The 23,615-nt window shown below is 68.8% G+C and carries 20 protein-coding genes; 5 read left to right on the forward strand and 15 right to left on the reverse strand.

From position 1 onward, the window contains the following. Nucleotides 1-5: 5 nt before the first annotated feature. Nucleotides 6-1,004: an alpha/beta hydrolase gene (locus BM417_RS31970; RefSeq protein WP_093602274.1), complete on the forward strand. Its 999-nt coding sequence runs from the start codon at nt 6-8 to the stop codon at nt 1,002-1,004. On the opposite strand, the gene BM417_RS31975 is transcribed toward BM417_RS31970, so the two are convergent. Then, entirely contained in the window at nt 1,001-3,013 is a 2,013-nt protein-coding gene (locus BM417_RS31975) for a putative bifunctional diguanylate cyclase/phosphodiesterase (RefSeq protein ID WP_245822294.1), read from the reverse strand. The two genes, BM417_RS31970 and BM417_RS31975, sit on opposite strands and share 4 nt — an antisense overlap. Before the next feature lie 174 nt (nt 3,014-3,187). Next, nucleotides 3,188-4,006, reverse strand: coding sequence for an SAM-dependent methyltransferase (locus BM417_RS31980; RefSeq protein ID WP_093602760.1), 819 nt, complete (start codon nt 4,004-4,006; stop codon nt 3,188-3,190). A gap of 182 nt (nt 4,007-4,188) precedes the next feature. Here BM417_RS31980 and BM417_RS31985 point away from each other — a divergent pair, with 182 nt between their 5' ends. From BM417_RS31985 to BM417_RS31995, 3 genes are read left to right on the forward strand one after another with little or no spacing between them, the layout of a single operon-like run. Then, on the forward strand, nt 4,189-5,499 hold the full coding sequence (locus BM417_RS31985) for a cytochrome P450 (RefSeq protein WP_093602278.1): 1,311 nt from the start codon (nt 4,189-4,191) through the stop codon (nt 5,497-5,499). A gap of 18 nt (nt 5,500-5,517) precedes the next feature. Continuing rightward, on the forward strand, nt 5,518-6,507 hold the full coding sequence (locus tag BM417_RS31990; RefSeq protein ID WP_093602280.1) for an alpha/beta hydrolase: 990 nt from the start codon (nt 5,518-5,520) through the stop codon (nt 6,505-6,507). A 13-nt stretch (nt 6,508-6,520) separates the two neighbouring features. Then, nucleotides 6,521-6,844, forward strand: a complete 324-nt coding sequence (locus BM417_RS31995; protein WP_093602282.1) for an MGMT family protein — start codon at nt 6,521-6,523, stop codon at nt 6,842-6,844. 685 nt (nt 6,845-7,529) lie between these two features. Here BM417_RS31995 and BM417_RS32000 read toward each other — a convergent pair. From BM417_RS32000 to BM417_RS32050, 11 genes are all read right to left on the reverse strand, one after another. Then, entirely contained in the window at nt 7,530-8,216 is a 687-nt protein-coding gene (locus BM417_RS32000) for a sirohydrochlorin chelatase (protein ID WP_322789003.1), read from the reverse strand. Continuing rightward, nucleotides 8,168-9,259, reverse strand: a complete 1,092-nt coding sequence (locus tag BM417_RS32005) for a uroporphyrinogen-III synthase (protein WP_093602286.1) — start codon at nt 9,257-9,259, stop codon at nt 8,168-8,170. The genes BM417_RS32000 and BM417_RS32005 overlap by 49 nt, the downstream gene beginning before the upstream one ends. Continuing rightward, entirely contained in the window at nt 9,256-9,567 is a 312-nt protein-coding gene (nirD, locus tag BM417_RS32010; RefSeq protein ID WP_093602288.1) for a nitrite reductase small subunit NirD, read from the reverse strand. The genes BM417_RS32005 and nirD overlap by 4 nt, the downstream gene beginning before the upstream one ends. Next, nucleotides 9,564-12,032, reverse strand: coding sequence for a nitrite reductase large subunit NirB (gene nirB / locus BM417_RS32015; RefSeq protein ID WP_093602290.1), 2,469 nt, complete (start codon nt 12,030-12,032; stop codon nt 9,564-9,566). The genes nirD and nirB overlap by 4 nt, the downstream gene beginning before the upstream one ends. Nucleotides 12,033-12,144: 112 nt before the next feature. Then, nucleotides 12,145-13,449, reverse strand: coding sequence for an MFS transporter (locus BM417_RS32020; protein ID WP_093602292.1), 1,305 nt, complete (start codon nt 13,447-13,449; stop codon nt 12,145-12,147). Nucleotides 13,450-13,546: 97 nt separating this feature from the next. Further along, on the reverse strand, nt 13,547-15,013 hold the full coding sequence (locus tag BM417_RS32025; protein WP_093602294.1) for an FAD-dependent oxidoreductase: 1,467 nt from the start codon (nt 15,011-15,013) through the stop codon (nt 13,547-13,549). Continuing rightward, complete coding sequence (locus tag BM417_RS32030) at nt 15,010-16,929, reverse strand: molybdopterin oxidoreductase family protein (protein ID WP_093602296.1); 1,920 nt, start codon at nt 16,927-16,929, stop codon at nt 15,010-15,012. The genes BM417_RS32025 and BM417_RS32030 overlap by 4 nt, the downstream gene beginning before the upstream one ends. Before the next feature lie 105 nt (nt 16,930-17,034). Next, nucleotides 17,035-17,832 (reverse strand): TIGR02569 family protein, encoded by a 798-nt coding sequence (locus BM417_RS32035; RefSeq protein WP_093602298.1) that lies wholly within the window; start codon nt 17,830-17,832, stop codon nt 17,035-17,037. Between the two features lie 87 nt (nt 17,833-17,919). After that, complete coding sequence (gene moeZ / locus BM417_RS32040) at nt 17,920-19,092, reverse strand: adenylyltransferase/sulfurtransferase MoeZ (RefSeq protein ID WP_093602300.1); 1,173 nt, start codon at nt 19,090-19,092, stop codon at nt 17,920-17,922. 79 nt (nt 19,093-19,171) lie between these two features. After that, complete coding sequence (locus tag BM417_RS32045; protein WP_245822295.1) at nt 19,172-20,164, reverse strand: DUF3152 domain-containing protein; 993 nt, start codon at nt 20,162-20,164, stop codon at nt 19,172-19,174. A 40-nt stretch (nt 20,165-20,204) separates the two neighbouring features. Beyond that, a complete protein-coding gene (locus tag BM417_RS32050; RefSeq protein ID WP_093602304.1) occupies nt 20,205-21,158 on the reverse strand; it encodes an alpha/beta fold hydrolase in 954 nt (317 codons plus the stop codon). 126 nt (nt 21,159-21,284) lie between these two features. Here BM417_RS32050 and BM417_RS32055 point away from each other — a divergent pair, with 126 nt between their 5' ends. Next, a complete protein-coding gene (locus tag BM417_RS32055) occupies nt 21,285-21,914 on the forward strand; it encodes a TetR/AcrR family transcriptional regulator (protein ID WP_093602306.1) in 630 nt (209 codons plus the stop codon). Nucleotides 21,915-21,950: 36 nt separating this feature from the next. Here the strand turns inward: BM417_RS32055 and BM417_RS32060 are convergent, their stop codons facing one another. Both BM417_RS32060 and BM417_RS32065 read right to left on the reverse strand, forming a co-directional pair. After that, entirely contained in the window at nt 21,951-22,733 is a 783-nt protein-coding gene (locus BM417_RS32060; protein ID WP_093602308.1) for an alpha/beta fold hydrolase, read from the reverse strand. After that, the gene (locus BM417_RS32065; protein ID WP_093602310.1) at nt 22,706-23,593 is read right to left on the reverse strand and encodes an AurF N-oxygenase family protein; all 888 of its coding nucleotides are present in this window, start codon (nt 23,591-23,593) and stop codon (nt 22,706-22,708) included. The genes BM417_RS32060 and BM417_RS32065 overlap by 28 nt, the downstream gene beginning before the upstream one ends. Nucleotides 23,594-23,615: the final 22 nt, after the last annotated feature.

Raw genomic sequence — 23,615 nt, forward strand, 5'->3', positions numbered from 1 at the left:
CCCCCATGCGTTTCCGTCGGCTCTGTGCCGCCGTGCTGCTCGCCGCGTTCATACCGGTACCCACGCAGGCGAGCGCCGCGCAGACCAGTTGTGAGGACGTGTACACGCCCGTTCAGTTCGGGCTCATCCGGCAGACGATGTACGGCAGGCTGTGCGTCCCGCAGGGGGCCACGACGGTCCAGGTGCTCATCCCCGGCGGCACGTACACCGGCGGGTACTGGGACATCCCGGTGGAAGGCGAGACCCGCTCGGTCACGCGGGCGATGAACGGCGCGGGCGTCGCGACCATGGTCGTGGACCGGATCGGCTCCGGGAAGAGCACCAAGCCGCTCAGCATCCTGGTCGACGTCCCGAACCAGGCCGAGGCGGTGCACCAGGTCATTCAGAACCTGCGTCCGCGGTTCTCCAAGGTGCTGGTCGGCGGGCACTCGATCGGCTCGGCCATCGCGATGGCGGAGGCGGGCAGGTACCGCGACGTGGACGGCGTCCTGGTCACCGGCATGACGCACCAGTGGGACTACATCAGGGCCGTGCCCGCGCTGACCAACCTGATCCCCGCGCCGCTCGACGCGAAGCTGAGCCTGCGCGGTCTCGACGTCGGCTACCTGACCACGGTGCCGGGAAGCCGCTACACCATGTTCCACGCGCCGGGCCCGAACGTGCCCGCGGTCGTGGACCTCGACGAGGCCACGAAGGACGTCGTCTCGGCGGGTGAGTTCGTCACCACCGCCCTGATGTCGAACCTCGTGCTGCCCGTGAGCGCCCTCATCGACGTGCCGGTGATGACCGTCCAGACCTCGGCCGACTACTTCTGCGGCACCCCGCCGCTCGGCGCCGACTGCTCGTCGTCGGACGCGCTGGTCAGGTCCGAGAGGCCGTTCTACCCCAGGGCACCGCGGCTGGACGGCTTCGTAGTCAACGGGTACGGGCACGTCTTCAACTTCGACACGAACGCCGCCGCGCGCTACCACGACGCCGTAGTCGCCTGGCAGCGCACGATCTAGACCAAGTTCTGCAGGAACTCTCCCGCGTCGAGCGGGGAACCGAGGTGGGCGCCGATCGCGAGGTCGGCGCCCATTTCCGTCCACCACTTGGCCTGCTCGGCGGTCTCGATGCCGTCGACGCAGAGGGTGATGCCGAGTTCGCGCACGGCCGGGACCAGTGCGGCGGAACGAGGATCCTGCCGCCGCGCCAGGTCGTGCGGCACGAGCACGGACACCACCGGCAGTTCCGAGAGCCAGGCGAGGTCGCGCGGCCCGAGCCCGAAGTCGGCGAGCGCGATCCGCACTCCCATGTCCGCGAGCGTGCTCAGGCTGTCCGCCGCGTCGGCCACGCCCAGCACGCCGACCGGCATGCTCAGCGTCAGCCTGCCGCGCGGCATCCCGGTCTCCTCCAGCACCTTCGCCACCCGTGACACCAGGTCCGCGTCGGTCGACTGGTGGTGCGTGAGCCGCACGCCGAACTGCTGGTCGAGCTCGCCGCGCTGGCGCCACCACTGCGCCTGGCCGGCCGCGATCCTGATCAGCCACTCGCCCATCGGCAGGATGAGCCCGCTCTCGTCCGCGAGTGCGGCGCAGCGGTCGGACAGATCCCAGTGCAGCAACGCCTCGACGCCTGCCAGGTCGCCGGTCGCCAGCTCGCGCACGGGCCGGTAGACCACGCCGATGTCGCCCTGTTCCCACGCTCCCGGCATCACCACGGCCAGCGCGGCGTCCCGCCGTCCGTCGGCGTCCTCGCTGGTGTGGAACAACTCCCACTGCCCGCGGCGGTCGCGCTTGGCCTGCCGCAACGCCAGATCGGCCGTGCGCAGCAGTTCCACCGGGTCGACGTCGGACAACGGCCGGTGCACCACGCCCGCGCTCACCGACACCGCGAGGCCGTGACCGTCCACATAGGTCGGTTCGCCCAGTTCGGCGTTGATGGTCGCCATCGTGGTCGCGATGTCCGGGGTCAGGGCGGTGTTCTCCACGACGATGCCGAACTCGTCGCCGTCGAACCGCGCGATCATGGTCTGCTCGTGCGACATCACGGTCCGCAGCCTGCGCGCGACGTGCTGGAGCAGGTGTTCGCCGACCCGAGCGCCGAGGCTGTTGCACACCAGGCCGAACGCGTCGAGGTCGAGGTGGAAGATGGTCACGCCGAACTCGGGGTCGGCCCTGCGCAGCACGGTTTCCAGGTGGGTGGTGAAGAACTGCCGGTTCGGCAGTCCCGTCAGCACGTCGTGCAGCGACTGGCGGCGCAGTTCTCCTTGCAGCAGCGCCAGTTCCGTGTCGTCGTCCGCCATCACGAGGACGTGACTGGGCTTGCCCTCGTCGTCCCGCAGCAGCGACGCCGTGAGCGTCACCTTGGCGAACTCGCCGTCGCCGCGCAGGAGTTGCATCGGTTCCCGCTCGAACTCGTCGCGTTCGGAGAGGACCCGTTCCATCATCTCGCGGAACACGACGATCGACGTCGGCGCGATGAGCTCGACGAGCCGGGTGCCCGGCTCCGGCGGACGTCCGATGATCACGGCGATCGACTCGTTGCCCCACGCGAGGCGCCCGTCGAGGCCGACGATCAGGACGCCGTTGGTGGACGAGGTCGCGATGCCCTCGAACTTCGCCTCGCTCTGGCGCTGATCCCGTTGCGCGTCATGGGCGGCCTTGAGCAGCGAACGCTGCATGCTCTCCTGCTGGTCCAGGATCGAACGCGCCCGCGCCGTGGTGAAGCCGCACGTCAGCGCACCGATGCCGCCGACGACGCGGACGGTGTGCTGGTCGCTCGCGCTGAACTCCTCCAGCGCCAGCAAGCCTTTGCCGAGGACGTCGACGGTGCGCTTGAGGCCGGGTTCGTTCACGTAGCCGAGAGCGACGAGCCGTTCGCCCATCTCCTCGAACGGAGCAGGGTCGAACGGTTCGCTGTGCAGCGCCGCGCACAATGCGTCGAGCTGGGCGCCCAGTTCGGCGTCCAGCTCATCCCTGCTCAGCGCGACTACGACGACGCTGCTGAGCAGGTAGCTCCACTTGCGCGACAAGGCTTCTCGCGCTCGGACGGCGGCGGTGTCCGAAGGTGGAGCGGCATCGGGTCTTCGGCTTGGATTCGTCATTCCCGTTGCCCTGTATGGGTTGGAGAGTGTCCGGCAGTTTACCCACCGGCAGTCGACGCCCACTGCGCCAACCGTGTGATCCTCCGACACTACAGCGTGGTTTCAGTCCTTACGACCGACCCCAGCGTACAAGAACATGTTCATGGACGCCTCGTCGGCGAAATCCCCAGGTCCGAACGGGCGCCACTCCCCGCAGCCGACCAAACCGGGCTCCACCAGGGAAAACCCCTCGAACAACGCGCTGACCTGCGCGTGCGTGCGCATGTGCATCTGGTCTGCGCTCTTGCTGCGGTTCACCACGGCGGCGGCCTGGTCGACGTTGTCGTCGATCTGGTCCCTCGCCACGTGCGTCATCGCCAGGAAACTGCCAGCGGGCAGCGCGTCGCGGTAGCGGGCGACGAGCTTCTCCGGGCCGTCCTCGTCGGGCACCCAGTGCATCATGAGCAGCATCAACAGGCCGACCGGTTCGTCGCGGCGCAGCAACCGCCTCACCTCGGGACTCGACAGCACGGCGTCCGGGTCGCGCATGTCGGCATTCACCACGGCGGCGTTCCTGTTGTCAGCCAACATCAATTCGCTGTGCGCGACGGCGATGGGGTCCTTGTCGACGTAGACGACGCGCGCGGCCGGGTCGCGTTCCTGCGCGACCTCGTGCACGTTCGCGACGGTCGGGATGCCGGAACCGATGTCGAGGAACTGGCGAATCCCCTGATCCATCATGAAGTTCACGGCACGGCCGAGGAATCTTCGGTTGACTCTGGCGACGTGGCGCAGCCCTGGCACCAGGGTCTCGATCTGGGAACCGACCTGCCGGTCCGCGGCGAAGTTGTGGGCGCCGCCGAGGATGTAGTCGTAGACGCGGGCCATGCTCGGGACGTTCGTGTCGATGCCGAGCGGTACCCAGTTCTGGGTTTCTGCCACGGGGAACACCTCTTCGGTCTTACGTGGCGGTTCGGGGATGACGCACGAGCTTAGTCACCCGAGCGGCGTGCGCACTGAACCATCAGAGTGATGGCGAACCACCCGTTCAGGCACTGTCGTCTTCCCCCAAACGGCTCCTAGGGTGGTCCGTCCCCATTCGGCCCAACTCCTCAGGAGTCCGAGTGCCCGTCCCGGTGGCTCCTCGCCGCTGGCCGCTGCTCGGGCACACCCCGTCGATGCTCGCCCACCGCGCCAAGTTCACCGACGCGTTGCGCGAACACGGCGACGTGGTGCGCCTGGACCTCGGCCCGCTGCACGCGCACTTCGTCACGAGTCCTTCGCTGACTCACGAAGTGCTTGTGTCGCAAGGATCGAAGTTCCGCAAGGGCGCCATGTTCGACAAGTTCCAGCCGTATCTCGGGACGGGGCTGCTGCTGTCGAACGGCGAGTACCACCTGCGCCAACGCCGGATGATGCAGCCGGCCTTCCATCGGGAACGGATTGAAGCCTATGCCTCGACGATGGCTCGTGCTGCTTCTTCGCTGGCTGCGCGCTGGCAACCAGGCGAGATCCGCACGATCGAGAACGACATGCAGGAGCTCGCGGTCACCATCGTCGGCGAGACGCTCTTCTCGACGGAGATCGGCAAGCGCGCGGTCGCGGAGGTCCGCAGGTCCATCTTCACGGTCATCCAGCAAGGCATGATCCGCGCGCTGTCCCCCACGTTCGTCGAGAAACTCCCGCTGCCGGGCAACAAGGAGTTCGACGCGGCCATCGCCCGCATGAAAGCCGTTGTGCTGCAAGTGATCGAGAGCTGGCGCGCCGACGGCACCGACAACGGCGACGTCCTCTCCATGCTGCTGCTGGCCGAGGAAGACGGCACCCGCATGACCGACCAGCAGACCTACGACGAGGTCCTGACCCTGCTCACCGCGGGCATCGAGACCACGGCGATCGCACTGGCCTGGGCGCTGTACGAGGTGGGCGACGACCCGGAGATCGAACGCCGCCTGCACGAGGAGGTCGACTCCGTCGTGGGCGACCGCCCGGTGACGTTCGCCGACGTGCCGTCCTTGACCTACACCGCCCGGATCGGGCAGGAGACGCTGCGGAAGTACCCGATCTGGTTCGTGATGCGCCGGACGCTCACCGAGGTACAGCTCGGCGACGTCTCCCTGCCCGCGGGCGCCGAGGTGATCGTCAGCCCGCACGCCCTGCACCACGACGAACGCTACTTCCCTTCACCGGAACGCTTCTGGCCCGACCGCTGGACCCCGGAGTTCTCCGCCGCCTTACCGCGCGGCGCGTTCATCCCGTTCGGCGGCGGCAACCGCCAGTGCCTCGGCAACACGTTCGCCCAGACCGAGATCGTCATCACCCTCGCGACCATCGCGGCACGCTGGCGCCTGGTCCCCACCCGTCCGGCGCGCGTGAAGTTCACGTCCGCGCCGTACCCGAACGGCCTGCTCATGAAGGCCGTCCCCCGCAACTAGCCGGAAGGTATTTCTCCCATGCGTTTCCGCAGGCTCATCGCCGCGGCTCTGCTCGCCACCGGAACCCTGTTAGCCCCGCTCCCGGCCTCCGCGGCCACGTCCTGCCAGGACGTCGCCTACCCCGTGCGAATCGGCCTCACCCCACTGGTGACCTCGCAGGAGACCATGGCGGGCAGGCTCTGCGTCCCCTCGGGCGCGTCCACCGTGCAGGTCCTGATCCCAGGCGGCACCTACGACCGGACCTACTGGGACGTCGGCTTCGAACCGTCGACCCACTCGTTCACGCAGTCCCAGAACAACGCGGGCTTCGCCACCCTCGCACTCGACCGCCTGGGCACCGGCAAGAGCACAAAACCTCTCAGCGCCTTCGTGACGGCCTCAACCCAGGCCAGCGCGGTCCACCAGGTCATCTCCACCCTGAAACCCCGCTTCACCAAGGTGATCGTCGCCGGCCACTCCATCGGCTCGGCGATGGCGATGATCGAGGCAGGCACGAACCGCGACGTGGACGGCGTCCTGGTCACCGGCTTCACGCACAAGATGAACTACATCACCGTCGTCCCGGTACTCGCCAACATGATCCCGGCGAGCCTGGACCTCGGCTACCTCACCACGATGCCGGACACCCGCTACAACTCGTTCCACAAACCGGGCCCACTGATCCCGGGCGCGATCTCGTTCGACGAGACCACCAAGGACGTCTTCGCCGTAACAGAGGCCGTGGACACCATCCTGCTCAACACGGTGATCATCCCGATCTCGCGCCAGATCAACGTCCCAGTCCTCATCGTCGTGGGCAACGACACCCACTTCTGCAGCTCCGGCCTCCCCCTGATGGGCAGCGACTGCTCCTCCCCTGCAGCTTTGAAGGCCGACGAGCTGCCGTTCTTCCCAGCAGCCCCCCGCCTGGACACCTACGTCCTCAACGGCTACGGCCACTCCATCAACTACGCCCCGAACGCCCCCGACTACCACGCCGCCGTAGCCCAGTGGTCCGAGGGCATCTAGCTAGAATCACGGCATGGACGAAGAGATCCACGAGCGAGTCCGCGAGTTCATCAAGGCGATCCCGCGCGGACGAGTCGCCACGTACGGCGACATCGCAGATCTCGCAAAGGCGCCGTCGCCACGGCTGGTAGGCCGAATCCTCAACGAGGACGGCCACGACCTGCCGTGGCAACGCGTGCTCAAGGCCGACGGCACCTGCGCCGCGCACCTCCGCGACACGCAACTCCAGATGCTGCACGAGGAGGGCGTCCCGAACCTCGACGGCAAGGTGAACCTGCGGGAGTACCGCTGGGAGGACGCCCGCAAGGAGGAGCCCGAGGTACCGGGCCTCTGGTAGAGCTGTCGGCAGGCCCGCGCCGCGAGAGCGGAGGCTGCGCCAGCAACGGGCAGGGTGGCGAGGGGCGAGGCGGACGCGGGATCGGGCCGCTGCGAGGCCGGGCCGGAGTAGAGCGGAGTAAGGCGACCGTCCGCACTCCGAGGCACCGCCCTCGCAAGCCAGCCGCCGCAAGGCCCAAGGGACCACCCTCGCAAGGCGACGCCCGCACGGCAGGCGCCCCTCCGCTGGAACACAACGAACGCCCGCAAGCCGACCCCCACGGCCGAGCCCGCCAACGCAAAACGACCCGCGCGGTGCCACCAGGCGCCCGCCCTCGCAAAGCAACCACGTACGAGGCCTGGCGTGGCGATGCGAAGCGAGCCGTGTGAACCGATGCCGCCCGGGATGCGGTGCACCCCGCTCATGGCGATTGGGGCTTTACCTTGAGGGGGCGGGATGCCACCCTCGTGGGCTCGGCCGGGGCTCTGTGAACCCCGGCTTGTGAGGCCGACTACGCATCCCGCCAGAGGCTCAAGGTCAAGCCCCAATCGCAACCCCGCACTTCGTCACGACCCGCGCGCCCACCCTCGCAAGGTGACTGAACGCCAGGAACGCGACCAACCAGCACAAGCCGACCCCAGCGAAACTCAATCCCTGTCAAACCACCCAGTGGAACAGTTCCATTGAGGCCGATCAGCACCAGCCCTCATGCTGTACGCAGCAACCCGGCCCGACCCTCGTAGTACTTGCGCAACAACGCATCGACCACAAGAGGATGCGCCCCGACCGGTTCGGAGACCACGTCCGCACCGCACTCGGCGAGCGACCCGTGGAATGCCCCTGGTGCCAGGAGCCACGAGGCAACGGCCACGCGGCGCCCCCGCAGCCCGGCAACGACGTCGGGCACGCGGGGCGTCGCGGTCGCCACGTACCCAACCGCAGAAGCCCCGATCAACGCTGCGGCAGCACGAACGGTCGCCAGTGCCCGCGAATCAGACGATCCCGCCGCGGCGAGCACTACTGCGTCGCCGCGGCGGACACCTGCCTCCCGCAACCGATCGCGCACGGCCGGCACCGCGTCCAGCCCCAACGGCGACGTCAGCACCACCCCGGGACGACGCCCGATCTGCGCGGGAATGTCCACACGAACGTGATACCCAGCAGCCAGGAACACCGGCACCACCACACACGGACCGTCCACAACAGACCGAACATCGGGCTGCACGACGTCCGCGTAAGCAACCTCCACCGGAACGTCCACCGACGAACGCACCAACGAAGCGATCTCCGAGCAAACCGCAATCCCACGCGGATCACGAGTCCCATGAAACGCCAGTACAAGTTTCACGCGGGCTCCATCGCAAGCCGGTAACCACGTTTCACCACAGTGCACACCATCTGAGGCGACCCCAAGGCGGTCCGCAACCGCCCGATCGCCGTCTCGACCGCGTGCTCCTCGCCACCAGAAGGCAGAGCAGCCAACAGGTCCTGCCGAGAGACCACCCGCCCACGAGCGGCGACCAGGGTCCGCAACACGGCCATCGGCGCCGGAGCAACAGGTCGAAGCTCCCCGTCGATCACCACGGCCTGAGCACGCATCTCCATGTCCAGAGAGGCAATCCGCAACCGCAACGCCCGCGATGGCAACTCCAGAGCCAACTCCCGGACCATGGACCCGATCCGGGACCGAGCAGGCTGCACGACAGGAATCCCGGCGGCCACCAACGGCCCGGCGGTGATCGCACCGACGCCGACAACCAGAACATCCCGACGCAACACGGAAACCAGAGCACCGAAGTCCGGCGCGGTCCGCAGAACGGAAGAAGCCGCGGGCGCCGAGGTGAACGTCAAAGCGTCCACCTGCCCCGCCACCACAGCCTCGATCAACCGCTGTAACGGCCCCAGATCAGCCGGCGGCTCCCACCGATAGACAGGAATCTCGACAACCTCAGCCCCAGCGGCAGCCAGAGTGTTCACAAAATCCGGCAACGGCTCGCCGTGCAACTGAACGGCGACCCGCTTACCGGACACGCCCATCCGCAACAGGTACTGCAGAAGCTCCGCGTTCGACTCAGAAGAAGGCGACCAGGCCTCGACCAGCCCCGCCGCCCGAACCGCCCCCTTGGCCTTGGGCCCACGCGGCAACACGACCGCACCTTCCAAGGCACGGTGCAACCGCCCGGCCAGCCCCCACCCCTCCGCAGCCTCGAACCACCCGCGGAACCCGATCGCCGTAGTAGCCACAACAACATCAACAGGTGACGCCACCAGCTCCAACGTCGCGGCGTGCAGAGTCGCGTCGTCGGGCAACGGCACGATCCTCAAAGCGGGACCGTGCAACACCGAGGCGCCCTTGCGTTCCAGCATGGCGATGAGCTCGTCGGCGCGACGGGCCGCCGTGACGCCGATGGTGAAGCCCGCCAGAGGCCCTGTCATGTCAGCTCCACAACACCGTCGCGCACCCGCACACCATGCACGGCAACGGAAACGGAAGGCTGCTCCAGGCACTTGCCGGTCGCCAGCTCGAACGCCTGCTTGTAGACCGGCGACACGACAACGGGAACGCCGCCCCGGTCGCCCACGATTCCGCGCGACAACACGGCGGCGCCGCTGAACGGGTCGATGTTGTCCAGCGCGTGCACCGTGCCGTCCGCGGTCAGGAAGACCGCCACCTGCGAGCCGTCCGGCAGCAGCGCCGCGACGCCCTGCTCGGGCCGTAACACGTCGAAGTCACAGACGATCACCTGACGACCTCCGGAATGCCCAGGGACACGGGGACGCGCTGACCGCGTTCAGCGCGGAACGAGATCGTGGGGTCGGGAACACCCGGCGCGTTCACGAAGGACGTGAACCGCGCCAGCTTCTCCGGGTCCTCCAGCACACCGCGCCACTCGTCGGCGTAGTCGGAGACGTGCGACTCCATCGCGGCCTCCAGTTCGGCGCAGATGCCGAGCTTGTCGTCGACGACGACCTCACGCAGGTGGTCGAGCCCGCCTTCGAGGCCGTCCAGCCACACCGAGGTGCGCTGCAGGCGGTCGGCGGTACGGATGTAGAACATCAGGAAGCGGTCGATCACCTTGATCAGCTCCGCGGTGTCCACATCGGACACCAGCAGGTCGGCATGACGGGGCGTGAAGCCGCCGTTGCCGCCCACATAAAGGTTCCACCCGTTCTCGGTGGCGATCACACCGAAGTCCTTGCCACGCGCCTCAGCGCACTCGCGCGCACACCCGGAGACGGCCGACTTGAGCTTGTGCGGCGACCGCAATCCCCGGTAGCGCAGTTCCAGCTCGATCGCCAGACCAACAGAATCCTGCACTCCGTAACGGCACCAGGTCGTGCCCACGCAGGACTTCACCGTGCGCAACGACTTGCCGTACGCGTGCCCGGACTCGAAGCCCGCGTCGACCAGACGACGCCAGATCTCCGGCAGCTGGTCGACGGTCGCGCCGAACATGTCGATCCGCTGGCCACCGGTGATCTTCGTGTAGAGCCCGTAGTCGCGGGCCACCTCGCCGATGACGATCAGCTTCTCCGGCGTGATCTCGCCGCCCGGGATGCGCGGCACGACCGAGTACGTGCCGTTGCGCTGGAGGTTCGCCAGGAACCTGTCGTTGGTGTCCTGCAACGAGACCTGCGTCTCGCCCAGGATGTGCCCGTTGCCCAGCGACGCCAGGATCGAGGCCACCGCGGGCTTGCAGATGTCGCAGCCACGCCCGGTGCCGTGCTTCTCGATCAACGCCGAGAACGTCGGGACGCGCGTCGCCCGAATGATCTCGAACAGCTCCGCACGGGAGTGCGTGAAGTGCTCGCACAGCGCCTTGGACTGCTCGACACCGCACTCGGTCAGCAGCTTCTTCAGCATCGGCACGCACGAACCACAACCCGTACCGGCCTTGGTGCACGCCTTCAGCTCGGCCACGTCGCACGCCACACCGGAGCTGATCGCGTCGGTGATCGTCTGCTTGGTCACCGCGTGACAGGAGCAGACCTGCGCGTCAGCAGGCATCTCCACGTCCACGGCGCCGCCCGGCTGCAACAACGCGGCCGGAACTTCCTTGCCCACCAACGGCCGCAGCGACAGATACGACGAGGCGTCGCCGACGAGCACGCCACCGAGCAACGTCCGGGCGTCGTCCGACACCACGAGCTTGCTGTAGGTCCCGGCGACAGCGTTGTTCACCACGACTTCCAGCGCACCCTCGGTGGCAGCGTGCGCATCGCCGAACGACGCCACGTCCACCCCGAGCAGCTTCAGCTTCGTGGACACGTCAGCGCCGGGGAACACCCGCGTGCCACCGGAGATCTGGTCCGCGACCACCTCGGCCATCGAGTAGCCGGGAGCGACGAGCCCGTAGGTCACGCCCTCGACGGCGGCGCACTCCCCGATCGCGAACACGTGCGGGTCGGAGGTCCGGCAGGCCGCGTCGACCAGGTAGCCGCCGCGCGGCCCCAGCTCCAGCCCCAGCTCCAGATCGGTGCGTGGCCGGATGCCGGCGCTGAACACGACAACGTCCAGGTCCAGCTCAAGACCAGACGCCAACCGAGCGACCAACCGCGTCCCGTCGCGTTCGATCGAGGAGGCGGAAGTCCCGGTGTGCACGGTCAGGTCGAGCTTCTCGACCAGCCGCTTCAACAACCCGGCGCCACCGTCGTCGACCTGGATCGGCATCAGCCGCGGCGCCAGTTCCACGACGTGCGGCGAGACTCCCATGCCGCGCAACGCGTTGGCCGCTTCAAGCCCGAGCAGACCGCCGCCGAGCACCATGCCGGAACGCCGGCCGGGCCGGTCGGCGGCCTCCACCGTCGCCCGGATCTCGTCCAGGTCGTCGATCGTCCGGTAGACGTGGCAACCGGGCAGGTCACGACCGGGCACCGGCGGCACGAACGGCACCGAACCGGTGGCCAGCACCAGAGCGTCGTAGGAGATCTCGACACCTGAGGCACCCACCACGACACGGCGGGCACGGTCCACGGACACTGCCTTCTCGCCGAGACGAAGCTCGCAGCCGGTCAGCGCCGGCAGTTCCAGGTCCGCGGAACTCCAGCTGTCCACATAGGACGACAGGGCGACGCGGTCGTAGGCGGGACGGGACTCCTCGCCGAACACGACGATCCGCCAGGACGAATCACGAAGGATCTCGACGAGCCGGTGGCCTACCATGCCGTTGCCGATCACGACCAGGGTCTGGGTAGTCGACGCAGTCATCGGGCATCCCTCCTTCCGCCCGGTATGCTCACCGGGCGGCGTGTCATCCCAAGGTCCGCAACATTTCGCGGTTGTTAAAGGAAACTCTCTTCGCAGTTCAGCGCGTTGTGCGTCACACGCCGGCGTAGGCGAGCGAAGGACGCGCCGCGAACACGTTGCGTCGCAGGTAGAACCACCACGTGGTGCCGACGCAGAGCCCGTAGAAGACCAGGAACGCGGTCAGCGCGGGCGTCAGGCTCTTCGAAGAACCTTCGAGCGAGAACTTGAAGACGAGGTTCACCAGCACACCACCGGCCGCACCGATCGCACCCGCGATGCCGACGACGGCGGCAGCCTGCCGCTTGGCCGACTTGTCGCAGTCCGACTGGGTGCGGAAGATCGCCGGGATCATCCGGTACGTCGAGCCGTTGCCCACTCCGGCCAGCACGAACAACGCGATGAACGAGCCGAAGAACAGCGCGAAGTTCCGCGTGTCGACGCTGAGGATCACGCCGACCGTGCCCACCCCGAGACCGACGAACGTCCCGAGCGTCACCTTCGCGCCGCCGATCCGGTCCGCGAGCCAGCCACCGAGCGGCCGGGCCACCGAGCCGATCAACGCACCGAGGAACGCGAGCGCCACCCAGCCCTTGTAGTCCACGAAACTGATCTTGATCAGTGACGGGAACGCGAACGAGAACCCGATGAACGACCCGAAGGTGCCGATGTAGAGGAACGACATCACCCAGGTGTGCGGGTTCGACAGGGCGAGCTTGTACGACTGCCCGTCCGGCTTGGCCTGGGTCAGGCTGTCCATGAAGAACCACGCGCAGGCCGTGGCGAGAACGATGAACGGCATCCAGATCAGCGCCGCGTACGCGAGGTGGATCCCGGTGCCGATGGTGATCACGATCGGCACGACGAGCTGCGTGATCGCGACACCGAGGTTGCCGCCGGCCGCGTTCAGGCCGAGCGCCAGGCCCTTCTTGCCCTCAGGGTAGAAGAACGAGATGTTCGCCATCGACGACGAGAAGTTGCCGCCACCGAGGCCCATCGCGGCCGAGGTGAGCAGGAAGAACCAGTACGGCGTGCCCGGCGTCGACACCGCGTAGACGAGCATCGCGCACGGGATCAGCAGCAACCCGGCGCTGATGGTCGTCCACAGCCGGCCGCCGAAGCGCGGCACCGCGAACGTGTACGGCACCCGCAGCGCGGCGCCGACCAGGTTCGGCACGATCAGCAGCCAGAACTGCTGGCCGACGCTGAAGGCGAAGCCGACGGAGCCGAGGCTCACGACGACGATGCTCATCAACACCCAGACGCTGAACCCGAGGTTCTCCGCGAGAATGGAGAACACGAGGTTCTTGCGGGCGATCCGCTTGCCCTTGTTCTCCCAGAACTCGGGCTTCTCCGGCTCCCAGTGGTCGATCCAGCTCATTGAAGTCCTCCGCGGGGTCGGCGTTGCCGGGAAACCTAGGAAACGCGCATTACCTGGGCGTTCTGGCCGATGACGGCGGCGGCAACTCCACCGCACATCACGCCGAGGCGGGCTGTGAGGCCCCGAGCCAGTCGATCAGCCCGCACACCGCGTCCTTGCAGCCACCGCACCCGGTCGTCGCGCGAGTGGCCTCCGCGAGCTGCGGCAACGACTCCGCACCCGCCCGCCAGGCCGACACGATCTGTCCTTTGGAGACGGTGTTGCACCGGCAGATCACCGCGCTGGACGGCAGGTCGGCCGGTGACGCGGCCTCGGCGGGCAACGCCCTGCCCAGCAACAACGCCAGGCGGTCGGTCGGCGCGGGGATGCCGCGGTCGTAGAGCTGGGTGATCGTGGCGGCCGCGTCCGGTGCGCCGAGCACGATCGCGCCCGCCACCCGGTCGTCGCGCAGGACGAGCTTCGCGTACCGGCCGCGCGAGGGTTCCTGGAAGCACAGGACTTCCGAGTCCGGGCAGTCCACGTCGGTGTGCACGTCGCCCAACGCCGCCAGGTCGACGTCACGCGCCTTCAACCGCGTGACGACGGAGGTCCCCCGGTAGCGGGCGGCCGGGTTCGCGCCGGTCAGCCGGTCCGCGAGCACGGCGGCCTGGTCCCACGCGGGCTGCACCAGGCCCGACACCGTGCCGGGATGCTGGGCGCAGTCCCCGATCGCGTGGATGCGCGGGTCGCTGGTGCGCAACGCGTCGTCCACGACGATGCCGCGATCGACGGTCACCCCCGCCTTCACCGCCAGCGACGTCTCGGCGCGCACACCCGCCGAGACCACGACGAGCTCGGCGGGAACGCGGGAGCCGTCGTCGAGGATCAGGCCGTCGCCGGGGAGGTACTTGGCGGCCATCGCGTTCAGCCGGAACTCGATGCCGAGCTTGCCGAGCGTGCGGGCGAGAACACTGCCGGCACCGGGGTCGAGCTGGCGTTCCATCAGGTGGCCGACGGGGTGCACGACGGTGACCAGGCAACCGCGTCCGGCCAGGCCACGGGCGGCCTCGATGCCGAGCAGTCCGCCGCCGAGGACCGCGACGGGAGCGCCCTTGTGGGCTTTGGCCTCGATCTCGGCGCAGTCGTCGAGGGTGCGGAAGGCGACGACGCCGGGGGCGAGCCTGCCGTCCTCCACCAGGCCTTCGGCAGGCGGCACCCAGGGCACGCTGCCGGTGGCGAGAACGAGCGCGTCGTAGGGGAAGGACTCGGCGGGATCGGACGGCGTCGAGACGGCACCGCGGGGAACCTGTGCGACCGTCACGGTTCGACTCGCGCGATCGATCTCCCGCACCTCGTAGCCCAGCCGCAGGTCGATGTCGTGCTCCGCGGCCCACCTGTCGTCGTGCAGCCGCGTCGACTCCGGCGTCATCGAGCCCGCCACGACGGTCGACAGCAGCACTCGGTTGTACGCGGCATGCGGTTCCGCACCCACGACGGTGATGGAGATGTCGGAGTCCCGCCGGCGCAACTCGTCCGCCAGCCGCGCCCCTGCCATGCCGTACCCGACGATCACTACTCGCCTCATGCCGGCTCCAATCGGACAGCGCAGACCTTGAACTCGGGCATCCGGCTCGTGGGATCGAGCGCGGGGTTGGTGAGCAGGTTCGCCCGGCCGTCACCGGGAAAGTGGAACGGCAGGAACACCATGTCGGCGCGCATGCTCGGCACGCACCGGACGACGGCCGTCACCGTTCCCCGCCTGGACACGACGTGCGCGGACTCACCGGAGGCAAGCCCTGCCCGCGATGCCGTGTCCGGGTGCACTTCCACGTACATCTCGGGAACGGCCGCGAGAAGCTCGCCGATCCGCCTTGTCTGCGCCCCGGACTGGTAGTGCTGCAACACCCGTCCGGTGGTGGCCTGCAACGGGAACTCCGCGTCCGGCGGCTCGGCGGGGCCGCGGTGGTCGACGGGGATGAACCTCGCCAGGCCGTCGGGATGCGCGAACTCGTCGAGGAAAAGCCTTGGCGTGCCGGGATGATCCACCGACGGCACCGGCCAGTGCAGCTGTTCGGACTCCAGCCGCTCGTAGGTGATACCGGAGTAGTCGGACAGACCGCCGGCGGACGCCCGGCGCAGCTCCTCGAACACCTCGACCGGCTCGACGGGGAACTTCGAGCCGACGCCGAGCCGTGAAGCGAGCCCGTGCAACAGCTCCAGGTCGCTGCGAACGCCCGCGGGCGGGTCGAGTGCCTTGCGGCGCCTGATGATGCGGCCTTCGAGGTTGGTCATCGTGCCGTCTTCCTCGGCCCACTGCGTCACCGGGAACACGACGTCGGCCATCGCGGCGGTCTCCGACATCACGAAGTCCGCCACCACCAACAGGTCCAGCGCCCGCAACCGATCGGCGACACCGGACGCCCGCGGCGCGGACACCACCGGGTTGCTGCCGAACACCAGCATCGCCTTGATGTCGTCCGCGACCAGCAGCTCGTACGCGCTGCGTCCCGGGCCGGGCAGCCACGACACGTCCCAGACGTCCATGATGTGCTGCCGTGCGACGGGATCGTCGATCTTGCGGTAACCGGGCAGCTGGTCGGCCTTCTGCCCGTGCTCGCGCCCGCCCTGGCCGTTGCCCTGCCCGGTCAGGCAGCCGTACCCGGAGCCGGCCCGGCCGGGAAGTCCCAGCGCCAGCGCCAGGTTGATCCACGCCGAGACGGTGTCGGTGCCGGACGCGTGCTGCTCGGTGCCGCGCCCGGTCAGCACGTACGACCGCCCGGCCAGCATGTGCACGGCGGCACGCTGGTCGGCGGCGGACACGCCCGTCACGCGTTCGACGCGCTCGGGCCACCACCCCGCCGCCACCCGCCAGGCGTCGTCGAAACCCGAGGTCCTGGAGGTGATGTACTCCTTGTCGATCACACCCTCGATGACCGCGGTGTGCAGCAACCCCAGTGCCAGCGCCAGGTCCGTGCCCGGCGCGGGCTGCAGGTGCAACGTCGCGCGCTCGGCGGTCGGCGTGCGGCGCGGGTCGATGACGATCAGCCGCGCGCCCTCCAGGTGCCGCAGGAACGGCGGCATGGTCTCGGCCGGGTTCGAGCCCGCCAGCAGCACCGTGTCGGCGCCGCGCAGGTCGGTCAGCGGAAACGGCAGCCCGCGGTCCAGCCCGAACGCCTTGTTGCCCGCGGCGGCGGCCGACGACATGCAGAACCGGCCGTTGTAGTCGATCTGCGAGGTCTTCAACGCGACGCGCGCGAACTTGCCGAGCGCGTAGGCCTTCTCGTTCGTCAGCCCGCCACCGCCGAACACGGCGACCTCGTCGGGTTCGTAGCCGGCGATCCGTGCCGCGACGAAGTCCAGCGCCTCGTCCCAGGACACCGGCTGACCGTGCAGAAGAGGCGTGGTGAGCCGCCCGGGATGGCGCAGCAGTTCCCCCGCCGTCCAGCCCTTCTGGCACAGCCCACCGGGACCAGGTGTCACCTGGCCGTCGATGACGCTCATGGAGCACTGCAGGGCGCAGTAGGGGCAATGGGTCACGCCGCTGACGCTAAGAAGCCCGCGTTAACCCGATGCTCCGCAATGTTTCGTCGGTGGAAAATGGCCCGCTCAGAGCAGGGTCGTCACCTGGTGAGCAGCTCGTTCCAAGCCCGCAAAGGACTGTGGCGTTGACAACGGGTGCAGCGCGTGCACGGCCAGGCGGAACAGCATCGCGCGCACGAGCGCCTGCTCCCACTCGGCCTGGTGACTCCACCGGTGGAACAGGCCGGAGTCCGCGCCACCCCACGCGACGGCGTCCACCGCGATCACGGCGGCGGCCCACTCGGCGGGACGCCAGTAGGCGGTGAAGTCGATGACGGCCGGCGGCGCGTTGCCCGCGAACAGCACGTTGCCGAACAGGTCACCGTGCACGACCTGCGGCTTGAGGTTGAGCGGCTTCTGCGTTTCCTTGAGCAGGTCGAACAGCCGGCCGCCGAGGTCGGCGTCGAGCGGCACGTCCTCCTCGCCCCACGCCTTGCGGTCGGCGACGGCGAACACGTCGGTGCGCGCGTCCAGGAAACGGGGCTTGGGCAGCTCGGCCGTGGCCTGGTGCAGGCGCTGGGCGACGGCGATGACCTCGTCGTGGCGCGCCTCCGCCCGGCCGGCGAGGAACTTGGTGGCGGACCAGCCACCGACGACGTATCTGCCGTCCGTGGAACGCAGCGGTCTGCCGACGCGCAGGTGGTGGACGTCCAGACCGTCGAGGGTCTTGGCGATCCAGGTGGCCTCGGCGGGCCTGGGCGCGGGCCTGATCGTGGCGTCGCCGCACCGCCAGGCGGGGCCGCCGTCGATGAGCTCTGGCTCGGCGTCACGTGCCCCGAACGCCGCACGCACGTGCGCTGGGGGCGGTTCGGGGGACCGGGTCACGGTCGGGCACGCTACCTGCCTAGACCGTCCGGGTGGTGGACCCTGACGTGCCGTGATTCATGCCACCACCCGAACAGCCCATAACCGTTAGTACGTTGGCAGGCTGGGGTCGACCTCGCGGGCCCACGCCAGCACACCGCCACCGACGTGCACGGCGTCCTTGAAGCCCGCCTTGTGCAGCGCCGCGAGCGCCTCCGCCGAACGAGCACCGGACTTGCAGTGCAGCACCAGCGGCTTGTCCTGCGGCAGCTCGGAGAACGCCTCCCCGGACAGGATCTTGTCCTTCGGGATCAGCACCGAACCCGGGATCCGCACGATCTCGAACTCGTGCGGCTCGCGCACGTCCACCAGCAGGAAGTCCTCACCGGACTCCTGCTTGTGCTTGAGCTCGAGCGGCGTGATCGTGTTGCCCGCGGCCGCCTGCTGCGCGTCCGTGGACACGACACCGCAGAACGCCTCGTAGTCGATCAGCTCGGTGATCTTCGGCGACTCCGGGTCCTTGCGGATCTTGATGGTCCGGTAGCTCATCTCCAGCGCGTCGTAGACCATCAGACGGCCCAGCAGCGGGTCGCCGATGCCCGTGAGCAGCTTGATCGCCTCGGTCACCATGATCGAACCGATCGACGCGCACAGCACGCCCAGCACGCCGCCCTCGGCGCACGACGGGACCATGCCGGGAGGCGGCGGCTCCGGGTAGAGGTCGCGGTAGTTGAGGCCCTGGCCGTCCGGGGCGTCCTCCCAGAAGACGCTGACCTGGCCCTCGAACCGGAAGATCGAACCCCACACGTACGGCTTGCCCAGCAGCACCGCGGCGTCGTTCACCAGGTACCTGGTGGCGAAGTTGTCGGTGCCGTCGAGGATCAGGTCGTAGTCGCGGAAGATCTCCAGCGCGTTCTCGGAGTTGAGGTGCGTCTGGTGCAGGATCACCTTGACGAACGGGTTGATCTCGGCGACCGAGTCGCGCGCCGACTCCGCCTTGGGGCGGCCGACGTCGGACTGGCCGTGAATCACCTGGCGTTGCAGGTTCGACTCGTCCACGACGTCGAAGTCGACGACGCCGAGCGTGCCGACCCCGGCCGCGGCCAGGTACAGCAGTGCCGGGCTGCCCAGGCCGCCCGCGCCGACGACGAGCACCTTCGCGTTCTTCAGCCGCTTCTGCCCGTCCACCCCGACGTCCGGGATGATCAGGTGCCGGCTGTAGCGCGCGACTTCTTCCTTGGTCAGCTCCGCGGCTGGCTCAACGAGCGGCGGAAGCGCCATGCTGGTCCTCCTCGACGAATGTCTCCGTGTCCGAGACAACGTCTACCCTGCCTCGACTCTTCCCCGTTGGAAAGCTGTCTCAGCCTGCGGGAAACGCGTTCGGCGTGCACACCTTGCCGTCGGCGGGAACGACGTCCTGGCCCGCGTTGAGCTGCGACACGAAGTCGTTCGAGACTCCGAACGTCTGCTGCATCATCACGGGGGCGGGCGCACCGTTCTCCCCGCAGGCCGCGTGGCCGCTGCCCAGGGCGTGACCGACCTCGTGGTTGATCACGTAGGTGCGGTATCCGGCCAGGTCAGGGCCATAGACCATGGCTCCCCGCACCCAGCGGGCGACGTTGATGATCACGCGCTTGGTTCCCGGGTTCCAGCAGGAGGTCTCGAACGGGATCTCCTTGCCGCACAGCGTGTGGGTCGTCTTCGTGGTGGTCAGCGCCACGAAGAAGTCCGGGTTCTGGTTCGCCTCGACCCGCTGCAGCGCGACCTGCTTGGTGCCGATCCAGCTGCGCGGATCGGACAGGATCCCCTCGATCGTGCGCGCGAACGCGGCCGGGTCGTCGTTGTAGTCGGCGGGCTTCACGCCGTCCTCGACGGCGATCGCGTACTTGCGGAACTTCGGGGCGTTCGCCTCGCCGACGCGCGGACCGCTGCCGGCGATCACCTTGAACGTGCCGACGCCGTCCTCCGAGAAGGCCGGGCCGCCCGGCAGCTCGGCGGTCGGGATGTTCAGCATCGGCTTCTTGCCGGGAACCTCAGACGCGGGCGCCTCAGGCGTGCTCACGGGCGTCTCGGCGGCGTTCGTGTTCGCGCCACCGGTCGCGGGCGACTTGGGCTGGACCGTGTCGAGCACCACGAGCGCCGTCAGCACGAGCAGGACCGGGATCGCGTAGATCCGCCACCCGTAGTTGGCGACGAGCTTCTTCACGCCGCGACGTCTGCGCGGCCTTCGCAGGGCCTGCGTGCCCTCCGGTTCCCAGGCGGCCGCAAGCGGTTCCGCGCTGGTCCGGCGCTCGCCACGGCGGTAGCGGTCAGCGGGCGGAGCAGTACGTCCTCGCTCGGGGGCGCGATTCACGTGGTCCAGGGTCCCACATCCCCCGTATGGCCGTCGTTGTTCACCATGAGTGTCGGTCGACCGCCTCCCACATGCCCAGCACAGCCCTCGCCACGGTGGCGGGCCGCTCCATCTGGGCGACATGGCCGGTCCTGGGGAGCACCAGCAGTCGTCCCTTGGGCAGCAGGCGCACCGTCTTCGGGCCCTTCCGCACGCTGACGAGCCGGTCGTTCTCGCCCCAGAGCACCAGCGTCGGCGCCTTGACCGCGGGCAGCAGCCGCCACAACGACTTCGGGCCGGGCGTGAGCCAGCTCTGCATCAGGCCGAACGTGCTGCGGTTGAGCGCCAGTCCCGCCCACTTCTGCCGGGCGCGCTCCTCGTTCTCCTTGATCGACTCCTCGATGCGGTGGTCGGGCACCACGCTCGGGTCGGCGAAGCACAGTTCGAGCATCTGCTTCGTGCGCTGGTGCGCGGTCAGCTTCGCGAGCTCGCGACGCACCCTGGACCCGACGACCGGCAGGACGGCGAGCGCCATCCGCGGGTCGGACATGCGGTCGAGGCGCGGCCTGAGGTCGGGCACGGCCGGCGAGACCAGCGTGAGCGACTTCACGAGATCCGGCCTGCCCGCGGCGGCGATGACCGAGATCGCGCCACCCATGGAGTTGCCGAGCAGGTGCGCGGGCTGTGAGAGCGTTTCCAGGTACTTGATCACCGTGCGGGCGTGCGTCGCGAGGCTGAAGTCGTACCCGGGAATCGGCTCCGACCGCCCGAACCCGGGCAGGTCGATCGAGTAGCCGCTGACGTGTTCTTTCAGCTGCGCCGCGAGATCTGTCCAGTTCGTCGCGGACCCGCCAAGCCCGTGCACGTACACGGCCGGCGGGCCGTCGCCCGGAGTGACCCTCACGTGCACCTCGTGGTCGTCGACCTGGTGAAACTCGCCGGGCCACGGCGTCTGGGACTTGTCCAGCGGCGGCAGCGCGACCGTGGACAACGGGGCGGGAATGATGGCGCTCACCGGACCAGGATGCGGGAAAGAACGCTCAGATGGTTCCCGGATGTGGGCTACCAGCGAGTAAGGTTGCGGTCAGCCTCGGTCTGGCAACCCCTCTCCGACGGCCGGATCACTCGTGCTGGAGGCACCATGACGGAGACGGCGCAGAGCGCACCCGCAGGCAGGGGCGTTCGACTGCCGCGCACCGCCCGCCGCGCGCAACTGCTGGCAGCGGCGCAGGACGTGTTCGTCGCCAACGGCTACCACGCCGCTGCGATGGACGAGATCGCCGAGCGCGCGGGCGTGTCCAAGCCGGTGCTGTACCAACACTTCCCCGGCAAGCTCGAGCTCTACATGGCACTGCTCGAGTCCCATGTGGACGAGCTGGTCGGCCGGGTCCGCACCGCCATCGGCTCCACCACGGACAACAAGCTCCGCGTGCGCGCCGCCGTGGCCGCCTTCTACGACTTCGTGGACGGCGAGGGCCAGGCGTTCCGCATGGTGTTCGAGTCGGACCTGCGCTCCGAGCCGTCCGTGCAGTCGGCCGTCGAGCGCGCCACCACGGACTCCGTGGACGCCATCACCGACACCATCACCGCGGACGCCGGGCTGGACCCCGAGCGCGCCCGGTTGCTGGCCGTCGGACTCGTGGGGCTGTCGCAGGTCACGGCTCGGTCGTGGCTCGCGGACAACCGGCGGGTGCCGAAGGAGGACGCGGTCGCGCTGATCTCGAACCTGGCGTGGCGCGGCATCGGCGGCGGGTTCCCGCTGCAGCACTGACCACACGAAAAAGGGCCCGCGAGTGCGGGCCCTTTCTCACATCAGCGCGGCTATTCGTCTCGCCACGTCCTCGGACCGTTCCAGCGGCAACATGTGCCCGGTCTTCGGATAGATCACGAACTGCGCGCTCGGCAACGCCTCGGCCAGCACCCGCGAGTGCCGCATCGGCGTGAGCACGTCCCACGACCCGGCCATCACGACCGCGGGGATGTCCGCCAGCACCGCGAGGGCCTCCCGCCGCTGGTGCAGCGTCAGCTCCTCCCGGATCCCGACGAACGCCGCACCGCTCGTGTTGCCCGCCATCGCCGCGGCCGCGCGCACGTCGGCCCAGCGCGGACGACGGCCGAACGTCACCCGCAGCCCCGGCGTGATCACCCGGCCGAACCCGACCTTCGGCCGTCTGACCAGCCACTTCCCGGCGAGCCGCTCGACACCGCTCTGCCGGGGCAGGTTCCCGCACGACGTGGCGATCAACGCCACCCCGGACACCCGCGCGAACAGCTCCGGCCGTTGCTCGGCCAGCGCCATGATCGTCATGCCGCCCAGCGAGTGGCCGGCGAGCACGATCCGCCCGGTGGGCGCGTGCTCCTCCAAAACGGCCGCCAGGTCGTCGGCCAGCTCGGAGATCGTCCCGGTGCCGCCGGCCGAACGACCGTGACCGCGCACGTCGTACCGCACCACCCGGCCAGGCAGTGCGGCGGCGACGCGATCCCAGGTGGTCAGATCCATGGTCCAGCCGTGCAGCAGCACCGCGGTCACGTCGGAGGGCGAAGTCCCCGACGTGACGACGTTCAGCCGATCAAGAACGAGCGACGCCATGAGCGCATCCCCGGCCTTCCCACGAGTCCGGCCTCGTCGAGGAACGTCATGATCCGCTCGCCGGACCAGCGGATGGTCTCCTGGAACCGTTCGTTGCCCAGCGCGACCCGGTGGGCCTCGCGGACGTCCAGCCCGACGGCGGCGTACGCGGCGGGGTTGATGATCGCGCGGGTGATCATCATCGACACGTACCCGACCAGCCACTTCTGGTACGGCAGCTCGTAGCCCTTGAGCTCCGACATGCCCCGCAGCAGCTCCTCACGGGCGAACCGCACGTGCCGGGCCTCTTCCAGCACGTGGATCCGGTTCACCATCCGCACGAGGGGCTGGATGGTGTCGTCGGTCATCGCCTCGCGCTGCAACCGGTCGAGGATCTCCTCCGCGACCAGGATCGAGCCGTACATCGCGGGCCCGTAGCCGATGATCGGCAGCAGCTTGCCCATGCGGTGCGTGTGGCGCGTGGGCCCGTAGGCCGGGCAGCCGATCCGTTCGACCAGGCGCGCGAACATCGTCGAGTGACGGCATTCGTCGGCGACCTCGGTCAGCGCGTACTGGGCGTGCCGCGTGGTCGGGTCGGTGTTGTAGACGACCTTCACCAGCATCTGCATGAGCAGCAACTCGAACCACAGCCCGACCGACGCGATCGACGCCAGCTCGTGCTTCGACAGCTCGATGCGCTGCTCCTGCGAGAGCGAGTCGTAGAGAGGCGTGCCGTAGAGCGAAATGCGCTGTTCAGGGATGTAGAAGAGACCGTCGACCAGAGGTGCGGACCAGTCGATGTCCACCTCGGGGTCGTAGAACTTCTCGGCGGACGACTTGAGCAGCCGTTCCGCTGTCTTCTCCCGATCGGCGACCCTCATCGGTTGCCCTCCCCGGTAAGTG

It is taken from the genome of Lentzea waywayandensis, from assembly GCF_900115955.1.
GTDB classification, from domain to species: domain Bacteria; phylum Actinomycetota; class Actinomycetes; order Mycobacteriales; family Pseudonocardiaceae; genus Lentzea; species Lentzea waywayandensis.